At 41.4% G+C, this 13,085-nt stretch carries 13 protein-coding genes; 11 read left to right on the top strand and 2 right to left on the bottom strand.

What is annotated here, in order from left to right; translation table 11 throughout:
- Positions 1-19 precede the first annotated feature (19 nt).
- Positions 20-688, bottom strand: coding sequence for an ABC transporter ATP-binding protein (locus IPF37_01760; protein ID QQR49551.1), 669 nt, complete (start codon positions 686-688; stop codon positions 20-22).
- Between the two features lie 259 nt (positions 689-947).
- On the opposite strand from IPF37_01760, the gene lon reads away from it, so the two are divergent.
- Positions 948-3,299 carry an endopeptidase La gene (gene lon, locus IPF37_01765; GenBank protein QQR49552.1) on the top strand — a complete coding sequence of 784 codons (2,352 nt, stop codon included), beginning with the start codon at positions 948-950 and terminating at the stop codon, positions 3,297-3,299.
- Positions 3,300-3,354: 55 nt separating this feature from the next.
- On the opposite strand, the gene IPF37_01770 is transcribed toward lon, so the two are convergent.
- Positions 3,355-3,873: a hypothetical protein gene (locus tag IPF37_01770; protein QQR49553.1), complete on the bottom strand. Its 519-nt coding sequence runs from the start codon at positions 3,871-3,873 to the stop codon at positions 3,355-3,357.
- 257 nt (positions 3,874-4,130) lie between these two features.
- On the opposite strand from IPF37_01770, the gene IPF37_01775 reads away from it, so the two are divergent.
- The 10 genes from IPF37_01775 (at position 4,131) to IPF37_01820 (ending at position 13,072) form a co-directional block, all read left to right on the top strand.
- Positions 4,131-5,819 carry an OPT/YSL family transporter gene (locus IPF37_01775; GenBank protein ID QQR49554.1) on the top strand — a complete coding sequence of 563 codons (1,689 nt, stop codon included), beginning with the start codon at positions 4,131-4,133 and terminating at the stop codon, positions 5,817-5,819.
- Between the two features lie 8 nt (positions 5,820-5,827).
- On the top strand, positions 5,828-6,577 hold the full coding sequence (locus IPF37_01780; GenBank protein QQR49555.1) for a Fic family protein: 750 nt from the start codon (positions 5,828-5,830) through the stop codon (positions 6,575-6,577).
- 100 nt (positions 6,578-6,677) lie between these two features.
- Positions 6,678-7,358, top strand: coding sequence for a hypothetical protein (locus IPF37_01785; protein QQR49556.1), 681 nt, complete (start codon positions 6,678-6,680; stop codon positions 7,356-7,358).
- A 20-nt stretch (positions 7,359-7,378) separates the two neighbouring features.
- Positions 7,379-8,458 (top strand): hypothetical protein, encoded by a 1,080-nt coding sequence (locus tag IPF37_01790; GenBank protein ID QQR49557.1) that lies wholly within the window; start codon positions 7,379-7,381, stop codon positions 8,456-8,458.
- Positions 8,459-8,727: 269 nt separating this feature from the next.
- A complete protein-coding gene (locus tag IPF37_01795; protein QQR49558.1) occupies positions 8,728-9,402 on the top strand; it encodes a helix-turn-helix domain-containing protein in 675 nt (224 codons plus the stop codon).
- 161 nt (positions 9,403-9,563) lie between these two features.
- Positions 9,564-10,043 (top strand): 30S ribosomal protein S6, encoded by a 480-nt coding sequence (locus tag IPF37_01800; GenBank protein ID QQR49559.1) that lies wholly within the window; start codon positions 9,564-9,566, stop codon positions 10,041-10,043.
- A gap of 21 nt (positions 10,044-10,064) precedes the next feature.
- Complete coding sequence (locus IPF37_01805) at positions 10,065-10,355, top strand: 30S ribosomal protein S18 (GenBank protein QQR49560.1); 291 nt, start codon at positions 10,065-10,067, stop codon at positions 10,353-10,355.
- Between the two features lie 26 nt (positions 10,356-10,381).
- A complete protein-coding gene (gene typA, locus IPF37_01810; GenBank protein QQR49839.1) occupies positions 10,382-12,172 on the top strand; it encodes a translational GTPase TypA in 1,791 nt (596 codons plus the stop codon).
- Positions 12,173-12,344: 172 nt separating this feature from the next.
- Positions 12,345-12,641: a nucleotidyltransferase domain-containing protein gene (locus IPF37_01815; GenBank protein ID QQR49561.1), complete on the top strand. Its 297-nt coding sequence runs from the start codon at positions 12,345-12,347 to the stop codon at positions 12,639-12,641.
- Positions 12,629-13,072, top strand: a complete 444-nt coding sequence (locus IPF37_01820; GenBank protein ID QQR49562.1) for a nucleotidyltransferase substrate binding protein — start codon at positions 12,629-12,631, stop codon at positions 13,070-13,072. Before IPF37_01815 ends, IPF37_01820 begins: the two co-directional genes overlap by 13 nt.
- Positions 13,073-13,085: the final 13 nt, after the last annotated feature.

Here is a 13,085-nt window from a genome sequence, read left to right on the forward strand (position 1 = left end):
TCCAAAACCTTTGACCTTTTTATCGTTGAACTAAAACACCATCGTGCATTAACAAGACCGTTTCCATTTTTTCATAAACCGCTTTATCGTGCGAACAAAGCACCAGCCCCATACCCCAACTTCGTACCGCACCAAGTAATAATTGAACCAAAGAGGCAGCACTATCAGCGTCCAAATTGCCAGTCGGCTCATCTGCCAGCAAAAATGCCGGCTTATTAAAAATCGCACGCGCCACCGCAACACGTTGTTGCTGCCCGCCCGACAACTGTTCGGGATAACTATGTGTTTTTTCAGTAAGCCCAACGGCTTCTAGTAATTCGTTAGCACGGCCTTTACATGCGCTCACACTGTCGCCCTTGATCTGGCCCATCAACATAATATTTTCTAAGACGGTTAACTCTTTGATCAAATAATGAAATTGAAACACAAAGCCAAGATGCTGATTATGAAATTGATCTTTATTTTTAAGTTTAAAAATATCCTGACCTTCAAAAAATATGGTGCCGTGATCTGGCTGGTCCAAGCCCCCCAAAATGTGCAGCAACGTTGATTTCCCACTTCCTGAAGCGCCAACAAGCGCATACGATTTTCCTTGCTCAAACTCATGCGACACGCCACGCAAAACCTGCAACGTTTTTCCGCCCTGCACAAAATCTTTTTTTATATTCTGCATTTTCAAGATGGCCATAGAACCAACCTCCGCGTTAAAAAAACACTCAAGTGTCTCAAAGAGAGACATGAAATTCTTTTTTTTAAAAAACGAACTACATCGAAAACCAAAGGGTTGTTTGTCATATTACCAAGACTCTTGTTTTGCTGAAAGAAAATCTTTTATTCTTGGGATGTGAACAGGCACAGGACATGCCTGCTTTTCCTACAAACATGCCGTTAGGCACTCTTTGTAGCGCAGCTCGCTTAAACTATTCTGAATTTTGGGGAGGAAGGATATGAAAGAACATATTAACGATTATTTATTGGACGAAATTCCACTCATATTACCGGTAATTCCTACCGTCGATGTGGTGGTGTTTCCTCAAATGGTAGTACCATTACTCATTCTTGATGAAAAAATCATCGCAGGAATTGAAGAGGCAATGGAAGGCTCACGCAAAATTTTACTGTTGGCGGCGCACCAACAACCAAGTGATTACCAAAATCCCATTAGCATCAGCGATCTTTACAAAGTGGGTACGGTAGGCAACATTATGCGTGTCATGCAACTGCCAGAAGGTGGTATTAAAATTTTAACACAAGGGCTGGTCAAAGCTCATGTTGAAGAAATTTTATCAACCAACGATACGCTTGAAGCACGCATACAAACAATCAACCCGCACGAAGTCGAGTTTGACGCAGAACAATCAGACATTCAAATAAAACAGCTACTTGTTTTAGTTGAAAAAATTGCATCATCAGGCCGCGTCTTTGGTCCTGACTTTCAAGTTATTCTTTCTCAAATTCAAGATCCAATGCGCATAGCTGACTTTATTCTTTCGCACCTCAACCTCACCGTCCAAGAAGCTCAAGCATTACTTGAGAAAAAAACATTAAACCAGCTCCTGAGCGGCATTTACGACTACCTAACCAAAGAATATGAGCTCAATGGCGTTAAAGAAAAAATTTATCATCAAACACAAGAATCTATCAATCGCTCCCAAAAAGAATATTATTTGCGCGAGCAAATGAAAGCAATCCAAAAAGAACTTGGGGAAGAAAGCGAAACCGATCTTTCTGATTTACAAAAGAAAATACACGAGCTTCCACTGACCGAAGAAGCACGCCTTGAATGTATTAAGCAATTTAATCGCTTAACAAAAACAGCTCCAGAATCTATGGAAGCAACCGTTATCAGAACGCACCTTGAATGGGTTTTATCAATGCCATGGGGCCACTACACCAAAGACAATCTTGATATCAAACATGCCCAAGAAGTACTTGATAATTACCACTACGGCCTTGATGATATTAAAGATCGTATTTTGGATTTCCTGTCAATCAAATCACTCAAGCAAGATTGTAACGTTCCTATTTTGTGTTTTGCCGGCCCTCCAGGCGTTGGTAAAACATCGTTGGGCAAAGCAATTGCCAATAGCTTAGGCAGAAATTATTACCGCATTTCGCTTGGCGGTGTTTACGACGAATCTGAAATTCGTGGCCATCGCAGAACGTATGTCGGCGCTCTACCTGGACGATTTATTCAGGCAGTAAAAAAAGCAGAGAGCATGAACCCGCTCATCATCATTGATGAAATCGATAAAATTGGTATGTCAAACCGTGGCGATCCATCAGCTGCGTTGCTTGAAGTATTGGACCCAGAACAAAATAAAACATTTTACGACAACTACCTTGGCGTACATTTTGATCTTTCACAATGCTTGTTTGTAACAACCGCCAACGATTTAAGTAACGTTCCTGGACCATTACGCGATCGTATGGAAATTATTCAACTTTCTGGTTATACCAACGATGAAAAATGCGAAATTGCGCAAAAACACTTGGTTTCCAAAGCTATCAAAAATTCAGGCCTTAATGAAAAAGGCATGGTTTTAAGCAAAGAAATTATTGATTACATAATCCGCCATTATACCCAAGAAGCTGGGGTTCGTGACCTTGATCGTTACATTCAAAAGCTCTGCTCAAAATACGCACGCCACTTGGTTGAAAAAAATAAGAAACTTGTTTTTACCGAAGACAACATTCAAAAGTATCTTGGACCTTCTCGCATCAGCCCAGAAGAATTAGTTAAATCACACAAAATTGGCGTCACTAACGGCCTTGCATGGACACCATTTGGTGGCGAAATTTTGCAGGTTGAAGCAGCATTGATGCCAGGCAGCGGCAAGCTCTTGCTCACCGGCCAATTGGGCGATGTTATGAAAGAATCAGCTCAAGCCGCTTTGACGTACGCAAAATCGCATGCACAAGACTTTGGTATTGCCGATAGCATGTTTACCAGCTACGATTTACACATCCATCTACCTGCAGGCGCCATTCCTAAAGACGGCCCATCCGCCGGCATATCATTGCTATCATCAGTGCTTTCGGTTTTAACAGGCCGCCAAATTAATGGCGATTTTGCGATGACCGGCGAGCTCAACTTGCAAGGCAAAGTACTTCCGATTGGTGGACTTAAAGAAAAAATTTTGGCAGCAAAACAGCACGGACTCTGCAATGTTATTCTGCCAAAACTTAATCAAAAGGATTTAACCACCTTGAAAAAAGTAGCTGAAGGTATGAATATCTTTTTGGTTGACGATGTTAAAGAAGTATTAAATCACGTTCTCTTGCCAAAACTAGTCTAATTAAAAAAGGGGTGGCGCTGAGACAGCGCCACCCCTTTTAGCTAATCTTTACTTTTTATTTCTTACTCTCATCATCAGCAGCCAACCGATATCCACGCAACAGTTCTTGCATATCCGCAATATTATAATCAAGAACTTCCATGTAGTACATCAGCGCCCGATATTTTTTCACTGGCATGGCCGAGCGCGAACCACCTTTAACTTCCCAAATATATTCCCGCAGCTTTGTCCGTTCAAAAAGCAAGCGCTGCAAGATGCCAGAAACATAATCAACATCTAATTTTTTAGGATGCATATTATCAAAGCGGGCAACATGCTCACGCTTAACTGCCGAGCAATTATCAATCAATCTAATTAATTCGCCAAAATCGAAGGAGCTAACTTTCCCGCCAACAAGGGGATCTGAACCTTCGGTCAGCTCGCGAATACGAACTTTTTCAAGGTGATAAGGCAGGGGCGTACGAACGACATCGCCTTCTTCATGCAAAAAGCGATAGGCTGCCCTCGTCGCAATTACGGCGGCAAAGGCGGTAAAAATGAGATACAAAAGGTACTTTTTAGTTAAATATTTCATGTTTCATACCTTACTCATGCCCTTCAAAATTAATTCAAAAAACAACTTTTTGGGTACTCCCTGCACAAAGACATACCTCTTCAATTTCTAATTGTAAATCATTTCAGCAAGAAAAGCAATAAATAAATGGCTCAAAATGCCGATTTTAAAACCATTTCTTAGACTTTTTTCAAACAATTGCAGGGCTATTAAGCCAAAAAGCCGATCTAAAGCCGGTATTGACAGAGTCCCTCAATCTTGATTACATTGTAACCACTATGAATATTTTTAGCCTAATTTTAGGTATTTTTTTTACTTTTATCAGCACGGCGACCTTGTCGTATATATCGATTGCCACGATGGTTGGACCATGGATGGCCCCAACCCTCGTTTTGCTGGGCAAAATACTCTTTAAAATGTATCCAGCTTCTCTTAGCACTGACAAGGTTAAACAAGAACTAGTTTTTACTCAAGCCGTAGGTGCTGTTGGCGGGACCATTGCAACCGGTATTGGCTTCACGTTGCCAATGCTTTATTTTCTGGATGAACACATTTTAAACTCCTGGCTTGCAAGCCCTGTTCAATTTTGCCTTTTTATCGCACTCTGCTGCCTTGCTGCCGGCAGCTTTGGCATCATGCTGGGACGCTTTTTTGTAAAGCCAATGATCCAAGAAGAAAAACTGTCCTTCCCTGTCAGCCAGCTAACGTACAGCGTAGCTAACTCAGATGCCAATGCCACGCAAGCAAAAAGCCTTGGCTGGGGCATAGCAAGCACAACCCTGCTTTGCGTAGCCCGAGACGGAATCTTTGCGCTCAAGGGATTTATACCCAAAACCGTAACACTCCTTCCATCAGTTTTTGGCAGCGTCTTTGCGTTGTCAATTTGGCCCACCCTCTGGTCGATCGGCTTTACCGCAGGCCTTGGCGTTGCCATTCCGCTTTTGGTAGGCATTATTTCGCGCTATTATGTTTTACAGCCACTCAACGATCACGCAAATTATCTTTCCTTCAATTTGTTTACCCCTTTTGATTTTGTAACATTTTCGACCGCTTTTTGCTCCGGCCTGGTCCTGACCGATTTTCTTGCCGGCCTAGCAAAAAACCCCGCCATCATGGTCAACCGCTTTAAATTGTATGCCGCCAACATTGCCTACGTGGTAAATATTGCGGCTTCCACCATTAAAAATGCACTCGGCCTAACACAACGCTCAACAAAAACAAAACACGGGGCTGTTTTCAAAAACATCAGCTTGTTCCATATTGAAACGGTTGCCGCCCTTGCAAGTTCAATAGGTCTTTTATGGTACTTAGAATTCAGTTGGTTGGCTCAAGGAGTATTTCTGCTCTCTACCGTTATTGCCACCTACGAAATTTGTTTTATTGGCGGCGAGATTGGGCTTATCCAATTTGGACGCTTTGCAACCTTTGTCTTAATTCCTATGCTGCTCTTTTTCAAACCGAACCCCATTCAAATTACCGTTATTTGCATGTTTTTTTCAATCTGCGCTTCAACCGCCTCAGATTATCTTTTTGATTTTAAAACCGGCGAGCTTGCCGCCAGCAACCAACGCCGCCTGCACGGCGCGCAATGGCTGGGCCTTGTGGTAACAGCACTTTCCGTCGGCGCCATTTTATACTTACTGTTTACCAAGCTTGGCATTGGCTCGCAAGATCTTTTTGCACATCGCGGCAGAACCAAAGCGTTGCTCATTCAAACACTCAACTTTAATCCGTACGTTGTTGGTATGGGCTTTTTGTATGGCTTGTTTTTGAGACAAATAAAAGTTAACCCAACCATGACGTTGGGCGGCATTATCATGCCAAACCATATTTCTTTCGGTCTTATTCTTGGCGGCTTGTGCACAAAGCTTGTTAAAAACAAACAGCGCTACATGCCATTTTGTGCCGGTGTTTTTGCTTGTGAATCGCTTTGGATTTTGATTTCTTTAATTCTCAAAATGTTCTAGGAACAGATATGTACCCAAATAAAATTAAAGAAGCTGAAGCTCTCCAGCAAGAGATTGCCAGCTATCGCCCACTTAATGATTTTCAACGCAATCAACTCAAAGAATATTTCAGAATCAGTTTAACGTACACCAGCAATGCCCTTGAAGGCAACTCGCTCACAGAAACTGAAACAAAAGTTATTTTAGAAGATGGCATTACCATCGGCGGCAAAACACTGCGCGAACATTACGAAGTTGTGGGCCATGCGCAAGCGTACAATTATCTGCTCACATTGGTACATCAAGATGGTTTTACCGAAGACGATATCAAAAAATTGCATCAACTTTTTTTTGAAAAAATAGACCGTTCAAACGCAGGCGTTTACCGCGCAGTGCCTGTTTTTGTTACTGGCTCAGATTTTGAATTTCCCGCTCCTCATAAAATTGCTTCGCTCGTGAACGATTTAGTCAACAATCAAAAAATCTTAAAAGCACAACATCCCATTGAATATGCCGCCATCGCGCATAACCAATTAGTTACCATCCATCCCTTTGTTGATGGCAATGGTCGCACCGCACGCTTACTCATGAATCTTTTACTGATACAAGCCGGCTATCCAATAACTATTATTCCACCCGTTGTCCGAACCGACTATTTAACAAGCGTTAAGGCTGGCAACAAAGGCAATCACGAGCCTTTGATTAATTTTCTTTCCTGTATGACGTGGAAAAGCGCCAAAGATTACTTGAGAATGTTGCGCACCCTCAATCAAAAATAATCCACATTCATAATTCCCTTGTATTTCAAAATTACCTTTTCTTATAGTTAACTTACGTAGAATGTCTTTTATGAATTTATTTTGGGGAGAAGGGGACTTTATGAATAGAATAAAGTTATTTTTAGCATCGGCCTTACTGGTAAACGCAAGCATGCAACTTAACGGGGCAGCTCACGAAGAATTAAAACTCAAAAAAAACTGCGAAGGAGCAGCAATCGTTATTTTTGTTCACAATTCTAACGAAGATTATGAAGGCACACGCACGAGCGACATTATCACCGCCGTAAAAAAACTGCACAAAACAAACAAGATGTTTGCAAAACTTTTAACACACGAAGTAGACGCAGCAAAACACGACACCAGTAACGAATACTTAGCGGCATTAAAAACAGCTTACGAACAAGCGGGCGCTCGAGCAGTTAAGATAGTTTACCCTGAAAACCATACTCTCGAATTTCTTCAAGAACTCAATTCACAGGTCGCAGCCCCAAACAGCCGTGGATTCGACATTCATCAAATGGAAGAAGACGTTCAAGACGTGGTAAAATTCGCCAACGAAAATTCAGAACAAATCCACGGTGCCTTGGAAGGAGCAACAGCTCTGGGCGATATTATTCAAAAACAAAGCGCAGAAAATGCCGCATTGCCACCAGCACAAAAAAGAAAATGGTACCAACGTGCGGGTGCTTGTATTTGTACCGCAGCTCAAGATCCAAAGGTACAAGAAGGCGTTGTAGATGCCGCTAAACTGGCTCTACAACTTGCTATGATGTTTGCTTAAAAAAACTAAAGGAAATAATTATGAAAAGGCTTTTTTTTCTAAGTATTTTTGCTTTCGCTGCTTTTACACGCATGCTGCACGCTCAAGACGCCATCATTCTTACACATGGCGCTTTTGCTGCCTCAAACACCTGGATGCTGCCTGGCTCAGCATTTTATAAAAACGTCGAGCTTGCAACTAAAAACACCGCCGATATTTATCCGTACTACTGGGAGCAACCATTTGGCGGCCTTTTTGATATTGAAAAAATTAACGCAGCCAAAGAACTCGCAACGTTGGTGATTATGCTCAAAGCAAGCGGTTACGATAAAATTTCTATCATTGCACATAGCTACGGCGGGCATGTAACAGCTCTTGCAAGCCAACTTTTAAATGCAAATAAGCCATCGATAGAAGTAGTCGATACCACACAACAACCAAGCGCACGCATCGCAACAGATGCCTTGATATATTCAAACGATAACGAACAATCTTTTAATCAAAATTTTTGCAACGCACAGCAACAAATCGCTCAAACAAGTAGCTTGCTTAAAACATTTGATGCCCTGCCAACAGCAACTCGCACCGAACAAGATGGCCAAAATTATTATATCAACATTGTTTACACGCTAGCAACCCCAACAGACCCGGTAGAATTCCCAATCGACACGACCACCGTTCAGTATATTATTAATGGCTGGTCTGAAAACGATCTCGTACAAGAACTCGTAAGCGGCCAAAAAATAACAATCAATCCATCGCGCGCCATTAATCTTGAATTTTTTATACCAGAAAACGAACAAGACACAGAAGGATTTTGGAACATTATGCTTGATTTTATTAACTGGCTTCTTGGTTATGAACAAGAAGCCAGCCCCGACCATATCGAAATGCGTAGCAGTATTATCGGTCGCTGGCTGCCAAAGGTACCTTTTGAATTGCAAGCACAAGGCATTAATGGTTTTGAAAATTTTACGTTTGAAAAAGATGGGATACTAACATTTGATCAAAACCCCGAACTACCACCTTTTATAAAAGTGAATAAATTAACTGCTATTTTTAAGTCAAAAATCAACCATTCTGGGGAAAGGCAAGCCTTTCCCCAGAATGTCACTCCATAATATTTTACAAAATCACTCAGAAACTAAAAATTAGTCAAAAAATCTAATACCATTTGTCGAGTAACGCCAAATAAAAAAATAACGTAAAAGCCCTATTTTTGATCTTGCACTATCTCTTTTTACTCAAAAAGGCCCTTATTTCACCCGTTTGACTATCTGAAAGCTTTAGTTAGAATAATAAGACATCTAAGTTACAAAATTAGCACCTTTGCGTCTAATAGCAATTAAATTTAGGGATTTAAGTACTATCAATTGTAGGGGGAACTACCATGTTATTATCTACAAGATTACGCGTTAAAGAACTCTTGAGAGAGCGTCGTTGGACGACTAAAGTTCTCGCGGAGAAAACAGGGATGTCAGAAAGTTATCTGACTCACATTAAAAATGGAACACGTCGCTGGAACGAAGACGCACTTAAAAAGCTGGCGGCAGCATTTGAACTTCTTCCTACGGATCTTTTTGATTATAAAAAAGACCGCACCAACGAAGTAAACGCAGACATTCAACTGCCATCAAGTGCAGAAAAAATCGATTTGGCTATTCAAGTAGTGCCTGTTGTTGGGCAAATTCCAGCACAGCCATCGGCTTATAATAACCAAATTACGCAACACGCTACCGGCTATAACAACCAATTTGTTCCGGTTTTGGGTACCAATGATGACGCCATGTTTTGTCTTCATGTCAAAGACAACATGCTTGCACCACGCTTTGCAAAAGGCGATTTCCTTGTTATTTCTCCTGGTCAATGGACCAATTCAGGCGATTTAGTTGCTGTTGAGTATGGCGATGAAAGCCCGGTTCGTGAAATTGCACAGGTAAATTACATGGAAGAATTTGTGGTTTTTGAATCAGTGAACCATAAAAAGGCGCCAATCGCCCTGGTACGCGGCAAAGACTCCTTCCGCATTATCGGCAAGGTAATTTATCGCTATCAAGCACTGTAAAATATCGAGTTGGGCCTTGAAGAAAGGCCTTTCTTTTGCTATAATATACTTTCTATTGAAATTCTTTGGGTACCGTTAGTAATGCATTGTTTGCATTGCTATCTCCCCCAATGTTGAACGTTTTATAGTTTAACCACCACCTATTCGGGAGAACCTGTATTATGAATATTCGTTACGAAACACTTATGCTCGCGCCAACCGAGATTACCGATGACGAACTTTCAGCGATTGAAAGTAGCATTGAAAAAATCGCTGCTAACGCGAACGGTCAATTGACCAGTTTTGACAAATGGGGTAAGTTTCAACTTGCTTATCCAATCAAAGGCCATAGTTATGGCGTTTATGCTTTGGCACGCTATGAAGCACCAAAAGCAGTCCTTTTCCAAACGCTTGAAGAAATCAAAAGCCTTTTGCTTATCAAGCACAGCGAAACCATCATCAGACATGTAAGCGTACGGATTCCTGCTGATGCTCCTGCTGAGTACCATCGTCCAGATTCGCTTGATGCTACAAGAAGCAACAATAATTTCGATTCTTTCCTAAAAGAAAACAAAATCGAAAATTTACTTGATAGCGTAGAAGCAAATAGCAATGATTTCGGTGCTGACGACTTTAATGTCGACATGAGACCATCCAAGTAACCAGATTTAAGGAATTTCATTATGTCAAAAAGATTTAGTCTTCGTATTAGCTCACGTCTTGTTAAGAAAAAATCACGTAAACAATCTTACTCAACGTCAAAGCATTGCCGCTTTTGCTCAAAGCCAGAACAAGAACGCTTGCTTGATTTTAAGAACACCGGACTCTTGAAAGTGTTTTTGACTGAACGTCACAAAATTCTTCCTTCACGCGTTTCCGGCAATTGTTTTTTCCATCAACGTACACTTTCTAGTGCCATTAAAACTGCTCGCAGTATGGCATTGTTACCGTTCTGTGCAATTCACCACATTTAAAATGGATATCCATGAATAATCAGCAAATACGTACCGATATTAGAAATATTGCTATTATAGCACACGTTGACCATGGCAAGACTACGTTAGTTGATCAAATGCTTACTCAATCTGGCACAGCTGTTGAACATGCTGAGCGGGTCATGGACTCCGGTGATATTGAGCGTGAACGTGGTATTACTATTCTCGCTAAAAACACCTCCATCCAACTGCCAAATGGCAAGATCAACATTGTTGATACCCCAGGCCACATGGACTTTGGTGGAGAAGTTGAACGAACATTACAAATGGTTGAAGGCTTCTTGTTGCTTGTTGATGCGGCAGAAGGCCCACTTCCAGGCACTCGTTTTGTATTACAAAAAGCATTACAACTCAATTTGAAACCAATTGTTGTTATTAATAAAATCGATCGTAAAGATGCCGACATCGAAAGAACAGAAGCCCTCATTCACGATTTATTTTTAGATTTGGTAACACATGAAGACCAATTGGTATTCCCAATTGTTTACGGATCTTCACGTGGCGGCTACATGTCCACATCGCCAAACGTTACCAGCGGCACCATGCAACCATTGTTTGATGCTATTTTGGAACACATTCCGGCCCCAGTTGCAAAAGCAGAAACCTTACAATTGCTGATTACCAACTTGGACTATTCAGACTACATGGGCAGAATTGGTATTGGTAGAATCTTTAGCGGCACGCTAAGCGTTGGTCAGCAAATTATTATTTGCAAGGGCGAAAAAGCAAGTGCACCGATCAAAGTAACCAAAATTTACCTTTTCGAAGGCCTTGAACGTAAAGAAACACAAAGCGCACGCTTTGGTGATATCGTTGCGGTTACCGGCTTTGCGGAAGAATTAACCATCGGCTCGACCTTGTGCGACGTTGGTTTCCCAATCCCATTGCCATACATCGACATCGATGAACCCACCTTGTCCATTTACGTTTCCGTAAACGATTCTCCGTTTGCCGGCAGAGAAGGCAGCTTGCTGACCTCGCGTCAAATTTGGGACCGCCTGGAAAAAGAAATTAAAACAAACCTTGCGTTGCGTATTGAACAAACTGAAAACGGCGACACGTTCAAAGTGTCCGGTCGTGGCCAGCTTCATCTTGGTATCTTGATTGAAGAAATGCGTCGCGAAGGATTTGAATTGCAAGTTTCAGCACCTGAGGTTATTTATAAGACCGTTAATGGTGCTCGTCACGAACCATTCGAATTGTTAACGTTGGACGTTGAAGAAGAACACCAAGGCGTACTCATGGAAAACATTGGGAAGCGTAAAGGTCTCATGGAAAACATGACCCATTACGGCACGAACAAAGTTAAACTTGAGTTCAAAATTCCTGCTCGAACCTTGATTGGTTTCCGTAGTGAATTTGTGACCGACACGCGCGGTACCGGCTTGATGAGCCACCGTTTCCACAGCTACGGGCCTTATGCTGGCGACCTTGATCGTCGTTCAAAAGGCGCTATGATTTCTATGGAAGGCGGCAAAATTACCGCGTACGCGCTTGATGGCTTGCAACCTCGTGGGATTCTGTTTGTTAAACCAACTCAAGAATGCTATGAAGGCATGATTGTTGGTGAACACAGCCGCGATAATGACCTTGACGTTAACCCAACCAAAGGTAAGAAATTGACCAACATGCGTGCTTCAGGCACTGATGATGCGGTTAAACTTGCCCCACCAAAAGTCATGATACTGGAAACAGCACTTGACTGGATTAACGACGATGAACTTATCGAAGTTACGCCGCAATCAATTCGCTTGAGAAAGCGTTATTTGAAAGCAGGCGAACGTAAACGTAAGTAAGTTTCGTGTTTATAGACTGACAAAAATTAGGGCCCACAAGTTCTTGGAACTTGTGGGCCCTAATTTTTGTCAACACTCATTCAAAAAACAGTTTTATTGATCAAAAATATTTTTAATGATACGTTCTTAGTAGCCTGACAGGTAATTATTGTGAAACTCGTGGAGATTCGACATGATACCAACAATCGAAAACTATCAAGACAAATTACTTGAAATCATCAACAAGCATCTTTCCGAATGCTCAGTATACCTTTTTGGCTCTCGAGCACGCAATACTCATCGAGAGGGTGCCGATATTGATTTGGCGCTTGATTGTGGGAAAAAACTCGATATTTCTACTTTATTCAAAATTAAATCTGATATTGAAGATTCAACCATTCCTATTTTTGTAGATCTCGTAGATCTGCAAGACGCCTCTCCAGATCTAAAAAACGAAATTATGAATGACAGAATTTTATGGCAAAAATAGAAGTAAAACATAAATATCTTTGCAAGGCCTTAGCTACCTTGGAAAATGCTATTGTAAACTTAGAAAAAGTAAAAAAAACAGCACCAAAAGAATACGCCGCCGATCTCGTACATGATCTCGAACTTCATATACGAGATTCCATGATCCAGCGCTTTGAATACACCATAGAAAATCTTTGGAAATATTTAAAAGATTACAGCTATGAAAAATTTAGAGTTGTACACGAAATTCAAGCATCAAGACCAATTATTCGCACATGTTGCCAAGCAATGATTATTTCTGAGCAAGAAGCAAGTCTTCTCATTGAAATGATTGATTATCGCAATGAGACCTCCCATCGCTACAAGGAAGAAGTTGCCGAAATTCTAAGCACCAAGATTGCACACTATTATCCAGCTATTGAAAAAATCGTTCGGCGCCTGAAACCATAAAGAACGAATTTTA

This window comes from bacterium, assembly GCA_016699045.1.
Lineage (GTDB): Bacteria > Babelota > Babeliae > Babelales > RVW-14 > AaIE-18.